This window comes from Idiomarina loihiensis L2TR, assembly GCF_000008465.1.
In the GTDB taxonomy this organism is placed as follows: Bacteria; Pseudomonadota; Gammaproteobacteria; order Enterobacterales; family Alteromonadaceae; genus Idiomarina; species Idiomarina loihiensis.
In genome coordinates this window covers 1,937,539-1,961,498 of record NC_006512.1, presented here as the reverse complement: position 1 = coordinate 1,961,498, position 23,960 = coordinate 1,937,539, and the positions used below count along the sequence as shown (strand labels likewise).

Annotated in this window: 24 protein-coding genes and 1 pseudogene; 21 read left to right on the top strand and 4 right to left on the bottom strand. The window is 45.5% G+C overall.

Going from position 1 to position 23,960, the window contains the following annotated elements; genetic code table 11:
• Window positions 1-70: 70 nt before the first annotated feature.
• Genes fadD through IL_RS09365 form a run of 5 tightly spaced genes read left to right on the top strand, consistent with a single transcriptional unit; the run spans window position 71 to window position 4,663 of the window.
• A complete protein-coding gene (fadD, locus tag IL_RS09385) occupies window positions 71-1,741 on the top strand; it encodes a long-chain-fatty-acid--CoA ligase FadD (RefSeq protein WP_011235059.1) in 1,671 nt (556 codons plus the stop codon).
• Window positions 1,738-2,910, top strand: coding sequence for a ribonuclease D (gene rnd / locus IL_RS09380; protein ID WP_011235058.1), 1,173 nt, complete (start codon window positions 1,738-1,740; stop codon window positions 2,908-2,910). The genes fadD and rnd overlap by 4 nt, the downstream gene beginning before the upstream one ends.
• A 20-nt stretch (window positions 2,911-2,930) precedes the next feature.
• Entirely contained in the window at window positions 2,931-3,191 is a 261-nt protein-coding gene (locus IL_RS09375; RefSeq protein WP_011235057.1) for a YcgL domain-containing protein, read from the top strand.
• Window positions 3,178-4,215, top strand: coding sequence for a lytic murein transglycosylase (locus IL_RS09370; protein ID WP_011235056.1), 1,038 nt, complete (start codon window positions 3,178-3,180; stop codon window positions 4,213-4,215). The genes IL_RS09375 and IL_RS09370 overlap by 14 nt, the downstream gene beginning before the upstream one ends.
• Window positions 4,216-4,231: 16 nt before the next feature.
• Window positions 4,232-4,663, top strand: a complete 432-nt coding sequence (locus IL_RS09365; protein WP_011235055.1) for a YcgN family cysteine cluster protein — start codon at window positions 4,232-4,234, stop codon at window positions 4,661-4,663.
• Between the two features lie 18 nt (window positions 4,664-4,681).
• Here the strand turns inward: IL_RS09365 and dsbB are convergent, their stop codons facing one another.
• Window positions 4,682-5,227 carry a disulfide bond formation protein DsbB gene (gene dsbB / locus IL_RS09360; protein ID WP_011235054.1) on the bottom strand — a complete coding sequence of 182 codons (546 nt, stop codon included), beginning with the start codon at window positions 5,225-5,227 and terminating at the stop codon, window positions 4,682-4,684.
• Between the two features lie 143 nt (window positions 5,228-5,370).
• On the opposite strand from dsbB, the gene fadR reads away from it, so the two are divergent.
• Together fadR and IL_RS09350 are read left to right on the top strand one after the other, a co-directional pair.
• Window positions 5,371-6,081 (top strand): fatty acid metabolism transcriptional regulator FadR, encoded by a 711-nt coding sequence (gene fadR / locus IL_RS09355; RefSeq protein ID WP_011235053.1) that lies wholly within the window; start codon window positions 5,371-5,373, stop codon window positions 6,079-6,081.
• 340 nt (window positions 6,082-6,421) lie between these two features.
• Complete coding sequence (locus tag IL_RS09350) at window positions 6,422-7,249, top strand: hypothetical protein (protein ID WP_011235052.1); 828 nt, start codon at window positions 6,422-6,424, stop codon at window positions 7,247-7,249.
• A gap of 394 nt (window positions 7,250-7,643) precedes the next feature.
• On the opposite strand, the gene IL_RS09345 is transcribed toward IL_RS09350, so the two are convergent.
• On the bottom strand, window positions 7,644-9,641 hold the full coding sequence (locus tag IL_RS09345; RefSeq protein ID WP_011235051.1) for a winged helix-turn-helix domain-containing protein: 1,998 nt from the start codon (window positions 9,639-9,641) through the stop codon (window positions 7,644-7,646).
• A gap of 121 nt (window positions 9,642-9,762) precedes the next feature.
• Between IL_RS09345 and IL_RS09340 the strand changes: the two genes are divergently transcribed.
• The 9 genes from IL_RS09340 to IL_RS09295 all read left to right on the top strand — a co-directional run bounded on the left by IL_RS09340 (window position 9,763) and on the right by IL_RS09295 (window position 15,416).
• Window positions 9,763-11,184: a serine hydrolase domain-containing protein gene (locus IL_RS09340; protein WP_011235050.1), complete on the top strand. Its 1,422-nt coding sequence runs from the start codon at window positions 9,763-9,765 to the stop codon at window positions 11,182-11,184.
• Between the two features lie 260 nt (window positions 11,185-11,444).
• The gene (locus tag IL_RS09330; RefSeq protein WP_011235049.1) at window positions 11,445-11,873 is read left to right on the top strand and encodes a DUF1801 domain-containing protein; all 429 of its coding nucleotides are present in this window, start codon (window positions 11,445-11,447) and stop codon (window positions 11,871-11,873) included.
• Between the two features lie 42 nt (window positions 11,874-11,915).
• Window positions 11,916-12,380 (top strand): GNAT family N-acetyltransferase, encoded by a 465-nt coding sequence (locus IL_RS09325; RefSeq protein ID WP_231378584.1) that lies wholly within the window; start codon window positions 11,916-11,918, stop codon window positions 12,378-12,380.
• A 38-nt stretch (window positions 12,381-12,418) separates the two neighbouring features.
• Complete coding sequence (locus IL_RS09320; protein WP_011235047.1) at window positions 12,419-12,844, top strand: N-acetyltransferase; 426 nt, start codon at window positions 12,419-12,421, stop codon at window positions 12,842-12,844.
• A 125-nt stretch (window positions 12,845-12,969) separates the two neighbouring features.
• Entirely contained in the window at window positions 12,970-13,566 is a 597-nt protein-coding gene (locus IL_RS09315) for a DUF5610 domain-containing protein (protein WP_011235046.1), read from the top strand.
• A 176-nt stretch (window positions 13,567-13,742) separates the two neighbouring features.
• Window positions 13,743-14,063, top strand: coding sequence for a hypothetical protein (locus tag IL_RS09310; RefSeq protein WP_011235045.1), 321 nt, complete (start codon window positions 13,743-13,745; stop codon window positions 14,061-14,063).
• Window positions 14,060-14,296 (top strand): hypothetical protein, encoded by a 237-nt coding sequence (locus tag IL_RS09305; protein WP_011235044.1) that lies wholly within the window; start codon window positions 14,060-14,062, stop codon window positions 14,294-14,296. The genes IL_RS09310 and IL_RS09305 overlap by 4 nt, the downstream gene beginning before the upstream one ends.
• Window positions 14,293-14,607 carry a hypothetical protein gene (locus tag IL_RS09300; protein ID WP_011235043.1) on the top strand — a complete coding sequence of 105 codons (315 nt, stop codon included), beginning with the start codon at window positions 14,293-14,295 and terminating at the stop codon, window positions 14,605-14,607. The genes IL_RS09305 and IL_RS09300 overlap by 4 nt, the downstream gene beginning before the upstream one ends.
• Before the next feature lie 41 nt (window positions 14,608-14,648).
• Complete coding sequence (locus IL_RS09295) at window positions 14,649-15,416, top strand: zinc-dependent peptidase (protein ID WP_041291760.1); 768 nt, start codon at window positions 14,649-14,651, stop codon at window positions 15,414-15,416.
• A 33-nt stretch (window positions 15,417-15,449) separates the two neighbouring features.
• Here IL_RS09295 and IL_RS09290 read toward each other — a convergent pair whose 3' ends face one another.
• Window positions 15,450-17,810 (bottom strand): DUF748 domain-containing protein, encoded by a 2,361-nt coding sequence (locus IL_RS09290; protein WP_011235041.1) that lies wholly within the window; start codon window positions 17,808-17,810, stop codon window positions 15,450-15,452.
• Between the two features lie 216 nt (window positions 17,811-18,026).
• Between IL_RS09290 and blaOXA the strand changes: the two are divergent.
• From blaOXA to IL_RS09275, 3 genes and pseudogenes are all read left to right on the top strand, one after another.
• Window positions 18,027-18,830, top strand: a pseudogene (blaOXA, locus tag IL_RS13800) (class D beta-lactamase); the annotation flags it as partial.
• Window positions 18,831-19,568: 738 nt separating this feature from the next.
• On the top strand, window positions 19,569-20,564 hold the full coding sequence (locus tag IL_RS09280) for an alpha/beta fold hydrolase (protein ID WP_011235039.1): 996 nt from the start codon (window positions 19,569-19,571) through the stop codon (window positions 20,562-20,564).
• Window positions 20,565-20,683: 119 nt separating this feature from the next.
• On the top strand, window positions 20,684-22,009 hold the full coding sequence (locus IL_RS09275; protein WP_011234327.1) for an IS4-like element ISIlo1 family transposase: 1,326 nt from the start codon (window positions 20,684-20,686) through the stop codon (window positions 22,007-22,009).
• Between the two features lie 57 nt (window positions 22,010-22,066).
• Here the strand turns inward: IL_RS09275 and IL_RS09270 are convergent, their stop codons facing one another.
• Window positions 22,067-22,648 carry a superoxide dismutase gene (locus IL_RS09270; RefSeq protein WP_011235038.1) on the bottom strand — a complete coding sequence of 194 codons (582 nt, stop codon included), beginning with the start codon at window positions 22,646-22,648 and terminating at the stop codon, window positions 22,067-22,069.
• 201 nt (window positions 22,649-22,849) lie between these two features.
• Between IL_RS09270 and IL_RS09265 the strand changes: the two genes are divergently transcribed.
• Window positions 22,850-23,188, top strand: a complete 339-nt coding sequence (locus IL_RS09265; RefSeq protein WP_011235037.1) for a Grx4 family monothiol glutaredoxin — start codon at window positions 22,850-22,852, stop codon at window positions 23,186-23,188.
• Between the two features lie 159 nt (window positions 23,189-23,347).
• Entirely contained in the window at window positions 23,348-23,953 is a 606-nt protein-coding gene (locus IL_RS09260) for a peroxiredoxin (RefSeq protein WP_011235036.1), read from the top strand.
• The last annotated feature ends 7 nt before the right edge of the window (window positions 23,954-23,960 follow it).

Sequence of the window (23,960 nt, the reverse complement as noted above, 5' to 3'; positions counted from 1 at the left end):
ATTAACTGGTCGGATATGCGATGATTGCGCCACTGAAAATAACTATAAATAGTGAGAGGCGGAGCCTTTTATGGATAAAATTTGGTTGGAAAACTACCCAGCGGGAGTACCGGAAACAATTGACCCGGATCACTTTGCGTCGTTGGTTGATATACTTGAGCAGTCCATTGAAAAGTACGGCGAGAAAACGGCTTTCGTAAATATGGACTCAGAAATGAGTTTCAAAGAACTGGGTCTGAAAACTCGCGACTTTGCCGCTTACCTGCACAGTACCGGCCTTAAAAAAGGCGATGCCGTTGCGGTTATGATGCCAAACTTGCTGCAATATCCTGTGGCGTTATTCGGTATTCTGCGAGCAGGCATGACTGTAGTGAACGTCAACCCACTTTACACGCCGCGCGAGTTAAAGCATCAGCTGGTAGATTCTCAGGCAAAAGCTCTGGTTATTCTGGAAAACTTTGCTCAAACCTATGAAAAAATCAAAGCAGAAGCTCCGCTCGATTTAGTTGTTACCACGCAAATAGGTGACCAGTTGCCTTTACTTAAGCGCTCTTTGGTTAACTTTGTGGTTAAGTATATAAAACGTATGGTGCCTTCGCATAATTTAAAAGGCACGGTGAGTTTTAATCAAGCGCTGGCCAAAGGAACCATGGCCGACTATAAACGTCCTGAAGTGACCGGTGATGATATTGCCTTTTTACAGTACACCGGCGGAACAACGGGGGTGGCAAAAGGCGCTATGCTGTCGCACCGTAATATGGTTGCTAACCTTGAACAAGTTTCCTCGGTTATTACGCCCATAATGAATGATGGCGAAGAAACCATTATTACCGCGCTGCCGCTTTATCATATCTTTGCGTTAACCGCGAACTGCCTTACCTTTATAAAGCACGGTGGCAAGAACGTCTTAATTACCAACCCGCGCGACATGCCGAACTTTGTGAAAGAGCTGAATAAGTATCCTTTCTCAATGATTTCAGGGGTTAACACGCTGTTTAATGGCCTGTTGAATACCAAGGGCTTTAAAGACGTCAATTTCTCGAATTTAAAAATTGCTCTGGGCGGCGGCATGGCGGTCCAGCGTGCAGTGGCCGACGAGTGGGAGCGGGTAACCAAGTCTCGTTTGCTGGAAGGTTATGGTTTAACCGAGTGTTCTCCGGTGGTTACCGTTAACCCTTACGATATTGAACATTACACGGGCAGCATTGGTTTGCCGGTACCAAGTACCGACATGCGTATTGTTGACCCTGAAACGCGCGAAGAAGTGGCTTTAGGTGAACCGGGCGAGCTGGAAGTGAAAGGCCCGCAAGTTATGGTGGGTTACCTTAACCGTCCTGATGCGACAGCAGAATCAATTAAAGACGGTTGGTTTGCAACGGGTGACATGGCCACTGTTGATGAGCGTGGTTACTTCAAAATTGTGGATCGTAAAAAGGACATGATTTTGGTGTCGGGTTTTAATGTTTATCCGAACGAAATTGAAGACGTACTAGCTGACCATCCTAAAATTCTTGAGTCGGCAGCCATAGGCGTGCCGCACGAATCGTCTGGTGAAGCGGTAAAAGTCTTCATTGTGGCAAAAGATAAATCACTGACCGAACGTGAAGTTATCGACTTTTCGCGCGAAAACCTGACCGGTTACAAAGTACCTAAACTGGTTGAGTTTCGTGATGAATTGCCTAAATCCAACGTCGGCAAAATAATTCGCCGTGAATTACGCGATGAAGAGGATGAAGCTTGACTCTGCCGTTAGAATTACCCGAGTCGGTACAACAATACCGGCTCGTTACCACCACTGATGATTTACAAGATCTCTGCCAGCAGGCCGTAAAATGCGGTTGGTTCGCTATTGACTCTGAGTTTGTGCGTGAACGCACTTATTACGCTCAGTTAGGCTTATTACAAATTCACGCTAACGGCACAACGGCTGTTATTGACCCGTTGGCGGATATTGATTTAGAGCCTTTATGGCAGCTGATTTCCGGCGATGAAGTCGAAACCGTATTGCATGCCGGTGGCGAAGATATTGAACTGTTTTTTCAGCAAAGCAGCGGCCGCCAACCCAAACAAATTTTTGATAGCCAGATAGCCGCCGGTTTTTGTGGCCTGGGTGACTCAATGGGCTACGCACGTTTAGTCGATGCCTTATTTGACGGCGTTGAGCTGGACAAAAGCTTGTCACGTACCAACTGGCTTAAGCGTCCGTTAAGCGATGAACAGTTAGACTATGCTGCCGCCGATGCCAGTTATCTGGCGATAATGTACCCGTATCTTAAAGCTTTGTGTGAAGAAAAAGGTGTGCTGGATATTGTGTACGAAGAGTCGCAAATTCAGGTGCGTAAACGCACACAAAGCTGGCCGGATGATCTGCTCTATTTGGGCGTAGGCAATGCCTGGCAGCTGAACCCGCGGCAACTGGCTGCACTTAAAATTCTGACGCCCTGGCGTTTACACAAAGCGCGCGAGCGCGACATTCCGCTGGGCTTTATTGCCAAGGACGGGGTCTTGCTTGAGCTAGCCCGAAGAATGCCAAAAAATGACGACGAGCTAAGCCGCATTCCAGATTTAGCCCCCATGTCACGCAAGTATTCGGGGCGCGATATTATTCGCTGTATTCAGCAAGCCGAACAAGTGCCCGAGTCTGAATTTCCGCAAACGTTGGAACGTCTGGACGATATGGAAGGCTACAAGCCAACTTTTAAGGCCATTAAAAAGGCCGTTACGGAACTGGCTGAATCTTTACACATACCGGCGTCACTGGTGGCGTCACGCAAGCAAATTAATGATTTTATTAACTTTCATTGGCAATACTCAACGCAACAACAGCAGCGTTTGCCGCAACCTGACTTAATGGTGGGTTGGCGTCAGCACGCAATTGGGGCAGAATTACAGGCTATAATTAGCAAGTAGCCCCATTCAGGAGAACTGCCATGCTGTGTGATGTTTATCGCAGCTCGAAAAAAGCCGATACCTATCTTTACCTGCCTCATGGTAACGAATTTACCGACGTGCCCGATGTTTTGTTGGGCCAGTTTGGTCGCGCCGAAAAAGTGCTGACAATTAACCTGGCCAACCGTGAACAGTTGGCGCGTTTAACGGTCGAAAAGTTACAACAGCATTTGCATAACGATGGTTTCTATTTGCAGTTACCACCGAAACGAGAGGAACTTCAAGTCAATGTTAACAAATAAAATAAAAGTGGCAGGGCTGGCTCTTTGTCTGGCTTCTTCATTTGCGCTTAGCGCGCCGGCTTCTGCGTTTCAGGAAACTGACGACAAGGCTAAAAAAGAGTCCAGCGAAGATGTGAACCAACAGTTTGCCACCTACGTTGAAGCTCTGAAAGCCGAAGCCATTGAAAGCGGCTATAAGCAAGACACTCTGGATAAAGCCTTCGCCAAAGTAAAGTATTACGAACGGGCGGTAGAGCTGGATAAAAACCAGCCGGAATTTAAATTAACTCTGGATACCTACCTGCCACGCGCAGTACCGGATTGGAAAGCCGAAAAAGCGTTAGAAAAATACAACGAACATAAAGAGCTGCTGGAAAAAGTGGGCAAAGAGTACGGCGTGCAGCCGCGCTTTATTGTCGCGCTGTGGGGCATTGAAACCAACTTTGGTTCGTTCACTGGTGGCTTTGATGTGGTATCGGCACTAACTACGCTGGCTTTTGACGGACGTCGCGAAGAGTTTTTCAAAAAGCAGCTTTGGGAAGCCTTAACCATTATTGAAGACGGCCACATTGAACCGGAGCAAATGAAGGGTTCATGGGCAGGCGCTATGGGGCAAACTCAGTTTATGCCAAGCTCTTTCATGAGTTACGCCGTGGACTACGACGGTGACGGTAAAAAAGACATTTGGGGCAGCTACCCGGACGTATTTGCGTCAGCCGCTAACTACCTGAGCTCGGTTGGCTGGAAAGACGACGTAACCTGGGGACGTCAGGTACAACTGCCTGAAGGTTTTGATGAGTCATTAGCCGGGCTGGACACTAAGAAAAAGCTGGGCGAGTGGGCTGACTTAGGCGTTACACGCTTTGACGGCTCTGAGTTGCCATCGCGCGGCGATATCGATGCATCAATAGTGATTCCGGATGACAAAGAAGGCCGCGTTTACCTGGCTTACGCTAACTACGACGCGCTCATGCGCTGGAACCGTTCGCACTATTTTGTGGCCGCCGTGGGCTATTTGTCCGACCGCATTCGTTTTCCAAGGTAATGCCTTGTCGGTACTGATGAAATGGTATGAACAGCCGCTGCACACACTGAGTCACGCACAATGGGAAGCCTTGTGCGATGGCTGTGGGCAGTGCTGTTTAAACCAGCTACTGGACGAAGAAGATAACCTGTATTCTACCGACGTTGCCTGCCGGTTGTTAGATACCAAGACGGCCAGCTGCAGCGACTACGCTCACCGCAGTGAGCGTGTACCCGCTTGTGTAACCTTAACCCCTGACAACCTCGACGAGGTTTACTTTATGCCCGCTAGCTGCGCTTATCGGTTGCGGGCAGAAGGACAGCCTTTGCCGCAATGGCATCCGTTAAGGCATGAGGGCAGTAAAGAGCCAATGAAAAAAGCCGGCTATCATGTAGCCGGCCATTGCGTAAGTGAGGCGAAGTTCAAGGGCGACCTGGAAGACCGTATAGTGACCTGGCCCTTGTCTTAGCCCTGGCATTAAAACGGATTATTTGTGGTAAAGCACCAACCCGTCTTTTTTCGTGAACGACGAAATAATATGGCAAATAGTCACAATAATACCAATGAGCAATAAGCCCGCAAAAATCACCGTCATCCAGCCCGGCATACCTAACCCCAGCCATTGCCAGTCAATGTCACCGCATAACCCCGGTGCCGCAAAAAGCCCCGGCATCCATTCGTGCATTGGTGCCCAGTCAGGGAAATTAGGCGCACTTTCACACACCGCAAAGAACGCGTTTTTCGAGGTTTGAAGATCCCAGTGATCGTAGGCAATTAATAAACCTTGATAACTGCTGTAAAGCCAGCCAATTAAAGCCGCCCAGCGCGTTAACCAAAGCCCGGAACCAAACAGGCCGACAATAGCAGACAAGCCAATACCGATAACCGCCATACGTTGATAAACACACTTTACGCAGGGCTCTAAGTTAAGAACCATCTGGAAGTAAAGCGCGGCGCCCAACAGGCCTGAACACCCTAGAAATAACAGTAACCAGGCAAAAGGTTTGTTAGGCCACTGACCCACAGACAGCATGATGATTTTCCTTAAGAAACTGTAAAAACGTAGAAACCATACCCAAATAGCGTGGTGTTGTCGATATAAAGCCGGAAGTTATCTTGTCCGACCTCACACAAGGCTGCTAGAATCCTTTTATTAGTTAGTTCACAGGCGGGAATATGATAATAAAAGCTAAAAGTCCGGCGGGTTTTGCCGAGGAGTACATCGTAAAATCTATCTGGAACGGGCATTTTGCACCGGGCACTATTCTACCCGCTGAACGAGAACTGTCTGAACTCATTGGGGTAACGCGAACCACCCTTCGCGAAGTGCTGCAGCGTCTGGCGCGCGACGGCTGGCTGACCATTCAGCACGGCAAACCCACCAAAGTGAACAACTTTTGGGAAACCTCTGGTCTTAATATTCTAGAAACCCTGGCGCGCCTGGACGAAGACGGCATGCCGGAGCTAGTCGACCAGCTATTGTCTGCACGCACCAATATTAGCGCCATTTATATTCGTGCCGCCATTCGCCATAACCCAAAGCGAGTTCTGGAGCTACTGGAACCCACCAGCGAGCTGGAAGACAACAAAAAAACCTTTGCCGAGTTCGACTACCAGTTGAACCACGACTTAGCCATGGCCTCCGGCAACCCCATTTATGTGCTGGTACTGAACGGCTTTAAAGGCCTGTACTCGCGTATTGGGCAGTATTACTTTTCGTCGTCAGAAGCCCGCCAACTGGCCCGCGACTACTATGAAAACCTAATAGCCGTAACCCGCGAAGGCGACTACAACGAGTCCGTTAACCTGGTTCGTCGTTACGGTTACGAGTCCGCCGAAATTTGGCATAGCCTGCGTGGCGATATGCCGGATGATTTGGTGGGTTAATTAAGCTAGTTTCCCGCTTTTCTCGATAGAATTAAATTTAGTTTTTTGATTATAAAGCCTGATAACTCTTTTTGAGTTGTCAGGCTTTTTTGTTGCTTGCTTTTCATTTTTAACCCGTTTAGTGTCAATTACATACGTAAATTGTAAAGACTGATATTGCGCACTTTAAAATGGCTAAATGAGCATGCACATTTTATTTTAGCTTATAGTGGAATAATTTTGATAGAAACGAACGCCTTATTAAAAAGGAAAGAGGTACTTTTGATTTTTTTAATGGGTTAGAAAGTGTGCATGTGCAGTGCACAAACGTTACATTTCAAATTAAACATCGAGCAATTTAATGGGACAATATTCAAGAGAGATTTCTAAGAGAATCCAACATACTCGTATCAAGGAAGGATATTGCTTGATTTGTGGGAAGTTTGGAGCACTTTCTAAAGATCACGTTCCGCCTCAAGGATCGATTCAAATCACAAAAGTTGAGCAAAAACACATTACCGAGTTAATGGGGGATGAATCAAACAGCTTAAAGGGTGTAAAGGCTAAAAATGGTAGCATTTTTAAAACTATATGTAGCGCATGCAACAATGAAATACTTGGTAAAAACGATTCTGAAATATCACGCGTGCATAAGGAGTTAACAGTGTTAATAAGGGCTCATTTTGAAGGCCCTCTCGTGACTCCTACAATGCTAAGTTTAGATATTGATGCCATAAGATATGCTAGAGCTATGATCGGTCATATTTTAGCTGCAACATCTGTAAGTGAGTGCCGGACAGAACCTGTGGACGCACCATATTTTAAGCCCTTACAAGAGTTTGTCTTAGGCGAAAATGATGCTATAGAAAATACTCACGACATATACTATTGGTTTTATCCTCACAAAAAACACTTAAGTGCAAAAATGGTTGGTTTTCACAATGAGGGGAACATGACTATTCTAAGCTTGCTATCTTTTTTTCCTGTCGCTTTCTTAGTAACACAAAAAGGCAAAGGTACTTATCCCGCCCACGCGAGAAGATTGAAGTTAACAGATAGAAAAATGCATTTAAGCTTATCTATGCATAATGCAAAATTTGTTGACTTTCCATTTATCGAGTTAACTGGGAACAGCTTTTACTTGCTTGCCGATCAACAGTGCATAGTAAGCTATCCGGTCAAAGAGTGAATATTTTGAAAATAGAATGTAACAAGTCAATTAACTACTTGCCTATCGGCACCTGATTCACAAAAAAACGCGTGCCGGTTATTAAGGCGTTAAGCGGGAAGAGCAATGTGGCGATCGCTTCGAGGAGGAGAGAGTAGTGAGATCGAGCAAAATCTATTCTTCAATATCTACGGTCAAGTTCGATCCGAGTCACGTTACTGAGTCTGTCAGGGTTGATCTCCAAGATAATGTCGAGTGATTCAAATTAGCATAGCTACGAGCGGGAAAGTCAGGTAAACACAATTGAACAGGCCTTTAGGGTTGTAAGTGAAGATGGGTATTGTTGTTTTGTTAATCTACATAAGATATTGCCAAGTTCACGGCCTAGTTTTGCTAGCTTTCACGTTCCCGACCATCAGCTTTTTAGCAGTACAATATCTTTTTGTTTGTTTTGAGATTCATAAATAATTTTACCGTCTTTTATCGCTGTCACTTTAGTGACAAATCCCGGTATTCCGTACTCCGCCTTAATAGACTTAGACTTTAAATCTACAACCACGAGAGAGTTTCCTTCGTCAGCTTGAAGCGTGAACAGTAGCTCGGTGCCAATTTTAACCCAACTTAAAACGTGTCCTTGAAGATCTAACACCTCGAATTCAGTGTCATTTTGAAAACATTGTAATTTATTGGCTTGAACAAAACAGACTTGGCCATCGGCGTCGACTATAGCGTTACTTGCATTAAGCGTACGTTGATTTAGCGTTTTTTCAGTAGCTAAGTCTATGGTCGACAACTGATTCGATTTACGAGCTAAGGTTAAGACTTTTTCGTTGTTCGGATAGAAATCGACTAAGACTCCATGGGGAGCTGTTAGTTGTTTCACTGAGTACTTATCGTTTTCGGCAGAAATAATAATAGGGAAGTCATAGTTTGAAAAACCTAAACGGTTGTTATTGGCATTCCAGACGGGTCTGGAGACACCCAGTAAGCGTTCTTTATTCTCATAAACTAGCTGAATTTCCTGGGTGTTTAAATCTAAAACATATACTTGAGGAAAGCCTTTTCGCTGGGAAATAAAGGCCAATTTCGACTTATCAGGCGACAGCGAGGGCTCCCTGTCGACAGTATTTGAATTAACTAACTTCGTGACTTGGTCGTTACTAGTTAATGACATTTGTTCAATGTCAGTATCAATCTTAGCCAGACTAAAAAGTATCTGGTCGCCACTTGGCGTAAACTGTGGATGCTGAACGAAGTCATAGCTGTCGTAGTTAATTCTGGACGAGCTACCATCCATCCAAACCTTACTAAGTAAACGACCATCACTTATTACCATTGCCTCCCCATTTGGGTGCCAGGCTAAAAAGTATCTATTTTTATTTAAGGCAATAATTTCTGACAATGCTTCTACGTCGCTACTTAACGACAATGAAAAAATCTTACTTACGCCATCCTGGTCAAAACCGGCGAGCGCAAGCTTGTTTTGTACTTTGTGAAAATTAATCTCATACGGCACGAATGTCTCATCAAAATCTTTTATCTTTGATTTCTTGCCAGAGTTAAGGTTAATGGCCATCAAGCTGACCAGACCATTCTCTTTGGTTAAAGTGTAAATATTGTTGTCGCGGCCCCAATGCATAGAACTAATTCTCTTTTCATTCACAAAAGAGGCGATTGAATTGTAGATATTTAAAGTATTCAAATTGACAGTCTGAATTTGCTCACTTTTATTGGAAAAGATTGTAAACGCCAGGGCATCAGCTTCTGTCGACCAGTCAAACTCCAATACATTGCCATCAACTATGAGTTGTTCTTCGTCTGTTGCTATGTCTTTTACCCAGAGAGCTCTGTTTCCCTCTCCAGTTTCAGCTATTCGTAAAAAAGCTACCATTGCGCCATCAGGTGAGATCTTGGCATTGAACTCAAGTGCCTCGGTCGAGGTAATAGGAGTTGCCTCGTGGACAGTAAAAGTTGAGTCTGTCTCGGTGGTGACGGTAAAAGCAAACAACAAAACGATGATAGGAATAATTGATAACGCCCAACAAGCTCTTTTCTTGAAGCTTGTTTTGGTATGGTTTTCTAATCTAATTTTTGCATTGAGGCTATAGCCCTTTTTAGGAAAGGTCTTTATTAATTCCTGGTTGTCTTTACTCAATACTTTACGCAGAATCGTAATGACTCTTCTGATTGAGCCCGGACTAAAAACTGAGTTTGGCCAGACTTCAGCATACAAGGCTTCCTGACTAACCACATTGCCATTATTCGCAGCGAGAACTAACAACACCTGCATAACTTTTGGTTCAACGGTTTGTACTGAGTCGTTAACCGATAGGGTATTGCGCTGAGCGTCGACTAAAAACTCGTCAAGAAAGAAAGGTGTCTTACCTAAGCTTTCTATTGAAAAATCTGACATTTACAGTCCTTAGTTTTCGTCAATCACAAAAAAATCGCAAAAAAATATCAATTTCTTCATCGACTTAAGCGAGTTTTCTGAACAAATTAAGTCCAACATTCTAATACGTTAGGACAAATAAATGCGAACTAAATACATACTTCTATTATTAATACCTGTCTATTTTTCCAAATTAGCATTTGCCGATGAAAAGTTTGCTAAATCCTTTGTGGGAGTTTTTAACGAAGGCTCACGAACAGAGGTTATTAAATACTTACAGAAAAACATGTCAAATAGTCAGATTGAAAGGTATGGGATTGATGCACATGTTGGCGTTTTACTAAATCAGCAAAATACCTTTGGGCAACTTGAGGTGCAGAAGCACCTTTCCGCGGAAAATGGTAATGAGCGCGTTCGTGTAATTTCAAGCAACAATGACCTTGAATACAATTTAATGATAAATAGAGAAAGAAAATCTCCGTTTAAGATCAATTATTTCACCTTTGAAGACGTTACATCTGATTCTCAAAAGTTAACAACCATTACTGCACAAGAACTAAAACAGAAACTCACTAACTTTATTGATAAGTTAGCCCGAAACGAAGCTTTTTCAGGTGTTGTTTTAGTTGCCGAAGGAAAAGATGTCTTATTTCAGGAAGCTGTTGGCTATGCGAATAGACCGTGGCGCGTGAAAAATGAAGTAGAGACAAAATTTTCTTTGGGTTCAATGAACAAGATGTTTACAGCAGTTGCGGCGTTACAACTTATTGAACAAGGCAAGCTTAAATTTGAAGACAAACTGATAGATTTCGTAGACACCAGTTGGTTGCCACAAGGAGAAGTCGAAGCAATAACGGTTCGTCACCTCTTAACGCATACTTCAGGCTTTGGAAACTTTTTTAACGACGAATTTAATAAAAGCAACAAGGAAGCTTACCGGGATCTAACTGCCTATAAACCACTTGTATCCAGCTCTCCATTGCTATTTTCGCCGGGTACACAGAATAGATATAGTAACTCAGGAATGCTAATGCTTGGGCTTGTTATCGAAAGCGTAACGGGTACGTCCTATTATGACTACGTACAAGAAAACATTTACAACAAAGCTGGGATGATAAATACAGGTAGCTTCGAGTTGGATTCATCAAATCAAAACTTAGCTACTGGCTACTTGAAACGAAGCTACAGTGATGACTGGGTTAACAGCATTTACACCAGAGCAATTAAGGGCAGCCCAGCGGGCGGTGGTTTTTCTACCGTGGGGGACTTACATAAATTCGCTATAGCATTGACTGAGTATAAGCTACTTAGCAAGGAGCTTACTGAAGAAGCATACAGTGAAAAAACCGACTACAACTCCGCGTTTTGGTATGGTTATGGTTTCTCTGTTAGCGGCGAGCCGAATAATCGAATTGTTGGTCATGGTGGCGCATACTTAGGCGTGGATGCGCGTTTAGACATATATTTAGATAAAGGATTTATCGTGGTTATTTTAGCTAATCAATCTAACACTGTAGCGCCTGTCAGAAGAAAAATTAATGAGCTCATCACAAGATATCGTTAATTTAAATGCTGACAAACCAAAACAGCGGAACAGATAAGGCCGGACAAAGGAACAAACTGAATATGGAAATTATGACAGCCTTTATAACCGTAATTGTTGTTTTGGTACTCGTAACAGCTCTCTACAAGATAGCGCCGCACAGGGAGCCTGGGTCGTCGCATTTGATACCGGTGACCACTGGGCTTTTACGAAAGAATTGGACGATGAACTCGCCAATGAACAACTGAGCTAAGCACTGACTTCACGAATAGAGGCGCGCAATGTCAGAAATAGATGAATCAAACGCTTGCGCGGACATACAAGCCAAATTTACTTCCTACCCGGTAGAGGCACAAAGGCAGCTTGAAAATGTTCGCAGCCTAATTTTTTCAGTAGCCGAAGAAAATGCTTTGGGCGCTGTTGAAGAGACTCTCAAGTGGGGCGAGCCTAGCTATCTTGTGAAAGGCGGTAGTACAATCCGAATGGACTGGAAGCCAAAAGATCCCGATGTCATTAGGGTTTACTTTCATTGTCAGACAGTCTTGGTCGAAACCTTTAAAGAGGTCTACCCGGATGAATTCCAGTACGAAGGAAAAAGAGCTATTGTTATCCCCTTAAGTGCGTATCCTGCGAGCGGACCATTAAGTCATTGCCTCCAGATGGCGCTGAAATACCATAGCTTGAAGCAACGACCATTACTTGGAGCTTGAGTTGGTGACACTCGCAGTAGTATTAAATTTCGGGAGGTTTCGGTGATTATCAGGAAAATGGAAGAGAAGGATCTTGAAGCTGTAAGCGCCATCTGCTTAGCCTCGTTTCTTCAATCTGTAGCTGATAGCTTATCTGATGAAGGCGTATCAACCTTCTCAACAATTGCCGCAAGTCATTCGTTCGGTGAGCGAATGAAGGGCGATAATTTGATGCTTGTTGCTGAAAGCGACGGTAAAACTGTGGGCGTGATAGAGCTCAAACAAGGGCGTCACGTAGCAATGTTATTCGTTAGTTCTGACTACCAGAAGAAAGGTGTGGGTAAAAAATTGCTGGCAGCTGCGTTGGAACACGCGAGAACCGATATTGTAACGGTTAGCGCTTCTCTGTCTTCCGTACCCGCTTATGAGAGCTATGGTTTTGAGTGCAAAGGTGCTACAGGAGAGTCTAAGGGGCTGATTTATCAGCCGATGGAAATTGAACTTAACAGTTCAATGCACGCAAAATAAGTGTGGCAGTTGGGTTACAAATAGTGAGGGAAAGTAGGGTGATTCGGGAGTATCAGGAAGCAGATCTTGAGCGGGTTTTGGAAATATGGCTCTCTGCATCAATAAAAGCTCATAGTTTTATAGAAGCGGAATTTTGGGAGTCAAAGGTTAGCGACATGCGTGAGATGTACATTCCTGCATCGGAGACCTTTGTATTCGAATTTGAAGGGGAAATATACGGTTTCTATAGTCTTTATGAACACACTTTGGCTGCAATTTTTGTAACTCCAGGTGCTCAGGGCAAAGGAATCGGAACGCTCTTACTTAATGACGCTAAGAGCAGGCGAGAGAGCTTGCAACTTGCGGTTTACAAAGGTAATTCCCCGAGCATAAGTTTTTATGAAAAGCATGGATTTATTTCAACGGACGAAAAAGTTGATGAGCATACGGGGCACCCTGAGCTCATTATGGAATATACATCTTAATGCTGTGCTCGAACTCTCCTGATAAAAACAAATAAAAAAGGTTAAATTTTAACCGGAAGCTGCCGTTAACAAGTTACGGGCTATACTAAAATCAAGCTATAGCCGAACTTTTCAGGAGCAATATTATGTCAATTACTACAGGTAATAGCACCTCCGTAACGGGTTCTGGTAAACAGAACAGTCCGGCAAAAACCGACGACAACCGCAACAGCATGAAAGAGATGGCAGCGCAGTCTAAGCAGGCAAATAATGCTGGCATTTTGCGCGCTCATGAACGGGTATCGCTGAACAGTAATAATGACTCGCTCAGCTTACTGTACAAAACGGCGCTGGAAGGCATTAACGCCGAGCTGGAACCAGTAATGGGCAAAAACGCCACGCAGAAAATTTACGACTCCGGCGTTGATACTTCTCCTGAGGCCACGGCTGATCGCATTGTTTCTTTTGCGACCAATTTTTATGGCCGCTACAAGGAAATGAACCCGGGCGAATCGGAAGAAGAAACTCTGAATAATTTCATGGAAGCTATTACTGGCGGTATCGAAAAAGGCTTTGATGACGCCAAAAATATTCTTACAGGCTTACAAGCATACGAAGGCGAAGTCGAAAGTGGTGTCGACAAAACCTACGATTTAGTAATGAAAGGCCTGGAAAACTTCCGCGAGAAAATACTGGAACAGGCGGCTAAGTCAGAAGAGTCTGAAAATAGTGCTGAGGACTAACCTCAGCGCTTTGCTCCCCGAATACACCTCGGCTAAGTACTTTCGATAAGTTCAGCATCTAACCTTTGAATTGTTGATGTAAAGAGTCGTCAAGTGAAGTAAAGGTGCTGGTAATTTTTTAATTTCAACAGGTAAGATAGTCCCCTTTGACTCTATGCAATACAGAGGACATACCGTTGACGCCCCCTGCTCACAACACAGATATTGTAGGAAAGTTTATTGATGTGTCTTTGTATCGGGAGCTTGCCGAGAAAATACCGGATAGAAATCTGGAAATTATTGAACAGATTCCCCAGAAAGATAAAGAGCAGATAGTTAATGCTTACAAACCCTACCTGAATGGCATGGAACTCAGCCCTTTTGCCGTCACCTTAGGCGATAACGTGCTTTTTACAAATTCTGTTGGTACTGTCTACTACGTTGATTTTGACTTTGGTGTTTTCGATATGGGTAGATCTCTCGATGAGTTTGTTGCTGAGTTGAAGAACGGGTTATGAAACACGAACTATGGACTGAAGGTGAAAACTCACAGACGTTTTGTCTTTCCGGCCCTCGAGGTGACAGTGCCCGTGGCTTGTTAGGGCCTGGAGCGAAGCTTGCCTGGACCTGCGAAGCTTCATCTTACTTTGAAGCTATGACCAAATATTACGAGTATATGGGCTGGGGAGAATACATAAGTGGCTTCCCGGAGCAGGATAAAAAAACATATAAAGAGCTGGGTTGGCAATGAAACTGAGTATTGGAATAATAATCGCTATTTGCCTGGTGATATTGGGTCTATGGGCTGCTGATATTGCTAGTGATCGTGGCAATAAAGTAAAAATTACGGAAGCTGTATCGGCTTACAGCAATTGGGAATGTGGTTACTCCAATAAACCGGGGTGCAGCGTTGTATTCGATGTTCCGGCCGGAACTGACCATGACGTTAAACGTATACGATACGGCAAAGACTTTATGGCCATTCAGATTAACCAGGATGGTTTAAGCGGCTGGGTGTTTTCAGGGAAAGGAGTGCAAACCCATGCGAAGCCAAGTAGTTAATCAATTTCACTATTGCGTTTTTGTTCAACGCCGAGAATGCCATGTTTAAACGATTACGTAATTGGTTTGAGAACAGACGCATTAGAAAAATGGGTTTCACGATAAGTGAGTGGGAGTCAGCGGTAGCTGACTGGCCGGTAATGGCGCGCTATCAAGGCGCGGAGCGCGATGCTCTGCGAGATATGGCGCTTCGTTTTCTGGTTCGTAAAAACTTTGCGTCAGGCGGGGATTTTCAGTTCACCGATGCGATGTGCCTAAAAATAGCAACCATGGCTTGTGTGCCCATTTTGCACCTTGGATTAGATTGGTACGATCATTTATACACCATTATTCTTTACGAAGGGGACTTTGTTCCTAATCGTCCGTATCGGAGCGACGACGGCGTTGTTCACCCTCAAAGCCCGGGGTTAAGCGGTGAAGCATGGCTGCGCGGTCCTTTGATTCTATCCTGGCAGTCGGTATGTCAAACAGGGCCTCATGCTCGTCACGGAAAAGCCAGTAATGTTGTTATTCATGAGTTTGCCCATAAACTCGATATGTTGCGCGATGGTGCCAACGGCGCGCCGCCTATGCATCCGGATATGAAGCCCGGCGAATGGCACGATATTTTTTCGGCGGCCTGGGAAAGGTTGCAGAGCGATTCTATCCATCATAGGCCGTTACCGCTTGATGGCTATTCGTTAACCAGCCCTGCTGAATTTTTCGCGGTATGCAGCGAAACCTTTTTTGAAGACCCACAGAACATGAAAGAGCACATGCCCGAGGTTTACCGGTTGTTATGTCAGTTCTACCGACAGCGTCCTTGCTGACGAATATTGCTGTGCTCCAACAGCGTGGGCGGATTAATCCGTTGTAACAGCAAGTTCCATGGCAATCCGTTCGCCTTCTACTGAATCGACTTCCTGAGGCTCTCTAATACGCACCCGGTCAGCAGATATACCGCTCTCCGAATTGTTGACCAAAGCGTCGCGTACAGTCTCTGCACGTGCATTTGCAATGGCTTTGAGTTCCTCATTTGTAATCGATTGCGCGGCTATTACCTTTTCAGCTAAGTGGTTGCGATAGGCCAGCGCATCGAATTTCTCTTCATTGGATGCTTCACTTGGTTTTTCAGTGAAGCGGTCTTTCAGGGCTTCGAGTTCTGTGTCCGGGTAATGAGAGGAAAATATTGCCTCCATAGCGTCCTGACTCGACTCGCTGGTCAGGCTGGGTTCCTCTACCTCGCTTCCTTCTTCCGCCAGACGTTGTTGTAAAACTTTCATCGCTTTATCTTCTTTCAGAGCAGGAGCATCGAAAGCCTGGTTGAATGGACCAGCTAGCTCCAAAGCCAGAGCTGGCCGCTTGTTGAGTGCTTCGCGAAGCTTAGCAATGCGTTCACGCTGGGGTGGGAGCAAATGGGTACGACCTTCCGGAAACTCGACTTTACCCATTTCTTCTGAGTCCGCGCCCACAAGGTTAGCTAAAAAGCTGAAAGGTGCGGTAACGACAGACTTAATAGCGTCTCCCACAGCCTGTTGGATAACTTTGCCAAAGTCGAACTGCGGGTTGCCAACATCTCCACTCACGGGAAGATTTAGGTCAATGACACCGTCGCTGTCCTGCAGCAATGCAATGGCGAGGTCCAGCGGTAGATCCATCGCGTCGCTGGATTCCATTTTTTCGCCGAGTTTCAGGTCATGTAGCACCAAGTTATTTTGTCCGTCTAGCTTCTCCTCATTAACGGTGTAGTCGAGATCAAGATCCATCGTGCCGTCTGCTATTTTTCGGCCAGCGAAGTTCACGGTATAGGGAGAGTATTCCGGGATCTGAAGGTTACGGAATCTGACATTAATAGTCGTCTGGCGCGTTGGATGCCAGGCGTGAACGGTGCCGTTTACCTGTGCCAGGCCATATTCTGCAACCTCGCCTTCAAACTTCACCCGTGCGGGCTCAGACGAATCTGAACTCAAAGTAGACACTTCTCCGCTTAGCGTATGAATACTTGTAGAGAAGGGCAGCGGCAGAGATTTATCGGCAAACTGAACGTCTCCGTCAGACAGCTCAACACCTTCTATAGTGATACCGAACGGTTGGGTTTCCTCGCTTTTATTTGTATCGCCTTTTGTGTCGGCTGGCGTATCAACGACAAGTTGTCCGAAGTTAGTGGTTTTGTCCTGGTTAATGACCACCCGGGCAGACAAGCCTTTAACGACAATGGGCGCTGTTTCAATTTCTTTGCTTGCTATGTTCAAATCAAACTGTCCGGTTTGAAGGCTATCCCATCCAAGGAGAGTCTCGTCGTTAGAGGCTTCTTTGATATTCAGCGTGTTGATGCTGGCAGAGCCTTTAAAAGCAAAAGGTTGTTGTGCATTGGTACTCATTTGTCCATTCAGGGTCAGGGTTCCGTTTTCGAGCTGCACGTTCATAAATTGCTGGAGGTAAGGGGCTGCCTGCTTAAACGCCAACTCATTAATTTCGGCATTTCCTTCCAGAGCTGGGCTCGGCAATAATTGAAAAGTTCCGTCGAAGGCGAGTTTACCGCCCTTTGTAAGCTGACCATTCAGGCGTAGCGGGAAGCTCGCGTCATTTTGCAGGGTGAAATCCTTTACGGAAAGGCCTATGTTCTGCAGAGCCAGAGACACTTGTTTGGGTTCGGCGTCGTCAGCTGCTGTTACGTCTTTTAGATTGTCAGCAAAACGCAGAATGCCGTTTTCCAACTTAAAGTCTCTGATGCGTAAGGCAGGCATTTCCGCAGACTCTTCTTTCTCTGCTTTTTCTTTCCCAGCTTCTGGGCCAGAGCTTTCGGCGGCAAGACGGGAGAAGCGCGTTTCACCTGAGACAAAGCGTTCTTCCTGAATCATTAGCTTGTCTATGCGAATTGCTTCGAAAGTCCAGGTTTGGTCAATAATGCTCGACCATTCCAGGTTGACAAGCAGATTACCCCAGCCAAGTAACTGCCGGTCATCTTTGTCATTTAGCGTAACGCCGTTCATTCTAAGCGTTAGTGTATACGGGTTAGTGTGCACCGACTCTATGCGCAACTCGCGACCAAAATCTTCTTTAGCCGTATTCACCGCAACGTATTGGATTACCCAGGGTAGGGCAAAAAAGCCCAGCAAGGTGTAGAGAATAACCAGTACCAACAGCCAGAACCGAATGCGACGCGGAGAGGCCCATTTTTCTCGCAGATAGTTGCCGAATTGACCAAGTGAGCTGCCGTGCATAATAGAGCCTCCGTTAAAGCGAGTAATAATGCACAGTGTAGCCGCCTCAGCGGCCAGCGTCACTTTCGTGTAACGTAAATTTTATTGCGGTACTCTTACTGGCTATGGTGTAGTAAATAGTTGTGGAACCCAAGGACTGTTATAGCACAAGTTCCACAGATGCCCTTTAATTAAGCCATAGAATAAAAACGCAGCGCCAGACCTTTTGGAGACAACATGAAAATTAGCTTACTCGTGCTTTTTATATTGAGCTTTGCCGTTCCCGTTTGTGCGGAGACTCAGGAGCGCTCTGATTGGGGAAGCGTATTCGAAAAATATGAGGCTGAGGGCACCATTGTCGTAGTCGATGGACGTGATAGCGAGCAGACGACTCTGGTGTTTGATAAAGAAAGAGCTGCAAAACGGTTTTCGCCAGCCTCAACATTTAAGATCCCACACACACTTTTTGCCCTTGATGCTGGCGTCGTTCAGGACGAGTTCGAGGTGTTTAAGTGGGATGGAGTGGAACGCAGTTTTGCCGGACATAATAGTGACCAGAATCTGCGCTCGGCTATACGTAACTCAACTGTTTGGGTTTATCAGCAGTTTGCGGAGGATATTGGAGCCGAAAAAGCGAAAAGCTACTTAAAGCGCATTGATTATGGAAATGCAGACCCGTCTGACGATGTCCGTAATTATTGGCTGGATGGTCAGTTGGCTATTTCTGCCAATGAACAGATTGCCTTTTTGCAAAGGCTTTACCGTAACGAACTGCCTTTTGCGGTAGAACATCAGCGGCTAATAAAAGATCTGATGATTGTTGAAGCTGAGCGGAACTGGATTTTGCGAGCAAAAACCGGTTGGGAAGGTCGATTTGGCTGGTGGGTAGGCTGGGTCGAATGGCCTGAAGGTTCGGTGTTTTTCGCATTGAACATCGACACACCGAACCGGATGGCTGATCTTGCGAAACGCGAAAAAATCACACGTGAGATTTTGACTTCTATTGATGCATTACCGAGTCGTACAGCTGAAAAAAATGAGGTAGATAGTGAGACAACAGTTGCTGTGGTTGATACGAACTTATATTTACTCGGCACCTTCGACGGTAATACGGCTGATAAGGTGATATCAACATTGGAAGCCCACCCTGGCGTTCAGCGAATTGTGTTCACTGCTAACGGCGGCTCTGTCAATGATCGGGATACGCTTAGACTGGGTCGGTATATACGCCAAAAAGGGCTTCACACGCATTTGATTTCCAATGGCGTGGCGGCATCAGGGGGAGTTAGCTTGTTTTTGGCCGGAGTGAAACGCTCTGTTGGCCAGGGGGCGCATGTTGGTGTGCATTCGTGGGCTCAGTGTTCCGACAGTGCTGAAGCATCTCATTGTAAGCCAGCAACGGACTTTCCGCGTCATGACACGGCTCATGATTTGCACCGAATTTATACCGATGAAATGCTTGGGGCGGATGATTTTTACTGGTTTTCGATTAAATCTGCCTCCCATAATTCTATTCATTGGCTGTCTCGTGATGAACTTCTCGAATTTCAGGTGGTTAACAATGAGCTTGAGGACACACTTGAGATTCCTTTTGCTGATAAATTCAGGAAGGAGTATGAATCAACCTGCCATAACTGTCCTAGAGCTAGTGACTAAAAAAGAGATTGTGTGGGTTAAATGATGTCTGCGGTTAGCTTTGTATCTTTTCCAAAATGGAACTATCGTGTCTAAATGCTGACCGAGATAGTAACGATTAAAAATCAAACTAAGGACTTGCACATGCGTACCTGGATTTATACCGTGTTTACCGCTTTTCTATTTGGGCTGACAGCGCAGGCTTCTGCTGACGACCATGCTCCGAAATACGATGCTCGTTTGAGTAGTTATTCTTACCCTTTTGAAGTCCATAACTTTGAATTCGACAGCCAACGGCAGAAGCTGGAAATGGCTTACATGCACTTACCCGCAGAAGATGGCCAGCCGACTGTATTGCTGCTGCATGGCAAGAATTTTGCCGCCGATTATTGGGAAAAGACCGCTAACTATCTTCACGAAAAAGGCTACGGGGTACTTATGCCGGACCAAATCGGTTTTGGTAAGTCCTCCAAACCGGAGCATTATCAGTTTTCTTTTGAAGCTCTGGCAGATAACACTAAAGGGTTAGTGGAGTCGCTGGGAATAGATGAGCTTGTTGTGATGGGTCATTCTATGGGCGGCATGCTGGCTACCCGCTATGCCCTGAACCATGCCGACAATGTCGAGAAACTGGTGTTGGTTAACCCGGTAGGCCTGGAAGACTATCTGCGTTATGTGCAATACAAAGATCCGGCCTTCTTTTATGAGAACGAGCAGGGCAAAACCATTGATAAAGTCCGGGCCTACCAGAAGAAAAATTACTATGACGGTAAATGGTCAGAGGATTACGAAGCGTTAATTAAAATTCACGAAGGGTGGATAAACGGCGGCGACTGGGATCTGGTAGCTTGGAATAACGCGTTGACGTACGACATGATTTTTACCGGCAATGTGTCTAACGAGTTTGACCAATTAACGGTACCAACGCATTTAATTCTGGGAACCCGTGACACCACAGGCCCCGGGCGTGGCTGGAAAAAAGAAGGCGTTGATTATCAGCTGGGCCGCTACGACCAACTAGGCGAAATAGTGGTTGAGCAAATTCCTGATGGTCATTTGTATGAGCTGAAAGGCCTTGGTCATATGCCGCAGTTTGAAGCGTTTGACCGTTATCGTGAGCAGTTGGATAATATATTTTAGTAACAAAAAAGGCGCCAAACGGCTAATGCCGATCAGTTAAGAAAAATTTTAGCGATCGGTTGACCGATCCGGCAGAGACTTCAAAATCCGTAGTTAGGTTTTCTAACTACGGATTTTTTATGTTTCTGAGTCAAGCACTGGACCAACTGCAGGAGTTTACGCCGGATGATTTTAGTAAACTACCGGATCTGCTGGAGCCTGAGTTAATCGAACAATGCCTTGAAGACGCGGGCGTTACAACGGTACGCAAACGCCGTTTGCCAATGGACTTTATGGTCTGGGCGGTCGTAGGAATGGCATTATTTCGGGAAATGCCGATGCGTCAGCTCGTTTCACACCTTGATTTAATGTTGCCCGGCAAAAGACCTTACGTTGCGCCGAGTGCCGTAGTTCAGGCTCGTCAGCGTTTGGGGGCTAATGTTATGAAGCGTATGTTTGAGCTCACTAATGAGCTGTGGTTCGATAAACTACCGCTTTCTCACTGGAATAATCTATCGGTTCTGGCTGTCGACGGCACCGTCTGGCGTACACCGGACACACCGGAGAATGATGCTTCCTATGGGCGAACGGCTAACCAGCGGGCTGAATCCGACTATCCTCAAATTCGGATGGTGAATCAAATGGAAGTAAGCAGCCATTTAGTCACCTCGACGGAGTTCGGCAGTATTGCAGAGGTTAGTGAAGTAGACCTGGCAGCCCGGCTGATTGAACAGACGCCGGACCACTCACTGACGCTGTTCGATAAAGGGTTTTATGCGCTGGGTTTACTGGATCAATGGCATCGTGCCGGTGAGGAGCGCCATTGGCTTATTCCCCTCAGAAAAGGCGCACAATACTCTGTCAAGAAGTCTTTTAGCGACACGGACAAATTGGTAGAAATTAGGCTCTCACCACAAGCTAAGAAGAAGTGGGATAATGCACCGGACACTGTTCAGGCGCGTTTAGTGTGTAAGAAAATAGCTAAAAAAGAGGTTGCGATATTAACCTCAATGACAGACACGATGCGTTATCCTGAAGCCGATATCGTTGACTTATATGCTCATCGCTGGGAAATCGAGCAGGCTTACCGTGAAATGAAACAATATATGCTGAAGAGTGAGCTGACCCTGCGCAGCAAACGGCCTGACCTGGTTGAGCAGGAGTTGTGGGGCATGCTGGTCGCTTATAACTTATTGCGGTATATGATGGCGCAAATGGCCTATAGCCTGAAGCATATTGAGCCGAATCAAATAAGTTTCAAACAAGCCTCTCATTATCTGGTGGGGCAGTTACATATACTGGTACACATCTCACCCGGAAAAATACCCAAAGTCATGGAGCAAATGATGGAAATGGCCAGCGCATTCGTGCTGCCCGAAAGACGAGAGCGATATTACCCTCGTTCAATAAAAAGGCGGCCGCAACGTTATCCGATGCGACCGCCTTCTAAACCGACAGCCAGTTAGCTTAACTGACAAGCATTACGCCAAACGGCGCCTTTTTTAATCATTCACAAGTCTGCTTTAAGCAAAGTTCTTGTTTACGAAGTCCCAGTTTACCAGCTTCCAGAAAGCTTCTAAGTAGTTAGGACGAGAGTTACGGTAGTCGATGTAGTAAGCGTGTTCCCACACATCAACAGTTAACAGTGGCTCTACGCCATCGTGCGCAACTGGGGTATCTGCGTCGTCTGTGTTGAACAAATCGACAGAACCGTCAGATTTTTTCACCAGCCATGTCCAGCCAGAACCGAAGTTGCCGGCAGCGCTTGCGTTGAACTCTTCTTTAAATTTGTCGAAAGAACCGAATTTAGCGTTAATTGCGTCAGCAATCGCGCCTGTTGGTTCGCCGCCGCCGTTCGGGCTTAGGCAGTTCCAGTAGAAAGTGTGGTTCCATACTTGTGCAGCGTTGTTGAACAGGCCGCCTTTTTCAGACTTAATAATGTCTTCCAGAGACTTGCTTTCAAGGTCGGTACCTTTAACCGCATCGTTCAGTTTGCTCACGTAAGTTGCGTGATGCTTACCATAATGGTATTCCAGAGTTTCTTCTGAAATGTGCGGTGCCAGAGCGTTTTTCTCGTATGGAAGAGCCGGTAGTTCAAATGCCATAATTTTTTCTCTCCGTTCTTTATGAGTGCAAATGTTCGACCTGCACATTAACTTGCGCAGGTTTTTTCTTGTTATACCTTACGATATATAGGGCTGACTGGATTGCTTTTCAAGGAAATCTTCCAATTTAGGACAAAACTTTATAGGCTGTGTTAAAATACCTGAGTGTTTTAATCAACCATTATATTAAGCAGAGGTGTTATGGAAACGGTTGACAGAATTAAGCAGCAAATCGAAGAAAACCCAATCCTGTTGTACATGAAAGGCTCTCCGAAGTTGCCTAGCTGTGGTTTCTCTTCACAAGCATCACAAGCCTTAATGGGCTGTGGGCAGGCGTTTGCTTACGTCGATATCCTGCAAAACCCGGATATCCGTGCAGAATTGCCTAAATACGCAAACTGGCCGACTTTCCCGCAGCTTTGGGTTGAGGGTGAACTGGTTGGCGGTTGTGATATTATTATGGAAATGTTCCAGAACGGCGAACTGCAAGAATTGGTTTCTGAAGTTGCAGAGCGTCATCCGGAGCCTTCGGCTGAATAAAGAGCCTTCAGCGGAATAAGTAGCCTTCAGCTGAATAGAATTTAAGCAAATAGTAGACAGTCTGTAGTGAATGTCGTGAGTGACCTTGTTTTTTCGTTGAGGCATCCCCATCACTACAGGTGAAGATTTAACACACTCAACATTAAATGGAGAGAATCGATGTCTGTATTAGTAGGTCGTAAGGCACCTGATTTTACTGCAGCAGCAGTATTAGGTTCAGGTGAAATTGTTGAAGATTTCAAACTGTCTGATGCCATCAAAGGCAAAAAAGCAGTGGTTTTCTTCTATCCGTTGGACTTCACTTTCGTATGTCCTTCAGAGCTAATTGCTTTTGACAAACGTTTAGACGAATTCAAAAAACGTGGCGTAGAAGTCATCGGTGTATCAATTGACTCTCAGTTTACTCACAGCGCATGGCGTAATACGTCAACCGACGCTGGTGGTATTGGTCAGGTGAAATACCCGTTGGTTGCTGACGTTCGTCACAGCATTTGTAAAGCGTACGACGTTGAACACCCACAAGCTGGCGTTGCGTTCCGTGGTTCATTCTTAATTGATGAAGAAGGCATGGTTCGTCACCAGGTAGTTAACGACTTGCCATTAGGCCGTAACATCGACGAGATGCTGCGTATGGTTGACGCACTGAACTTCCACGAGAAGCACGGTGAAGTTTGCCCAGCAGGCTGGGAAGAAGGTAAAGAAGGCATGAAAGAAAACGCAGAAGGCGTTGCTTCTTACTTGTCTAAAAACGCTGACAAACTGTAAGCGTTTA